The organism is Lacinutrix salivirga, from assembly GCF_053604675.1.
The window spans coordinates 1-453 of sequence record NZ_JBSHNP010000056.1; the positions used below are offsets into that span (position 1 = coordinate 1).

Consider the following 453-nt stretch of genomic DNA (forward strand, 5'->3'; position numbering starts at 1 on the left):
ATATCCATCGTTTGTAGATGCTGTTGTACCATCAACTACTGTTACCGTTTCTGGATCTGATCCGGTTGTTGTTAATGTTGGATCAATATCTGCTGGTAATGTATTCTCTTCTACATCTACTGTAGCATCACCTAATGGAAGGTCTGTTGCTGTCCATGTTCCATCTGCTCCAGTGGTTACTGTTGTAACTGTTCCGTCTGCATCTGTAATTGTAACATCTACTCCTGCTATTCCTTCTTCACCTGCATCTTGGATACCATCGCCATTTGTATCTTCGAATACTACTCCTGTAATATCTCCTAAGATTGGTACATATCCATCGTTTGTAGATGCTGTTGTACCATCAACTACTGTTACCGTTTCTGGATCTGATCCGGTTGTTGTTAATGTTGGATCAATATCTGCTGGTAATGTATTCTCTTCTACATCTACTGTAGCATCACCTAATGGAAG

General features: G+C 40.4%; 1 protein-coding gene. It reads right to left on the reverse strand.

From position 1 onward, the window contains the following. On the reverse strand, positions 1-453 hold a 453-nt coding region (locus tag ACVC5O_RS02105), incomplete at both ends, for an SdrD B-like domain-containing protein (RefSeq protein WP_452219813.1).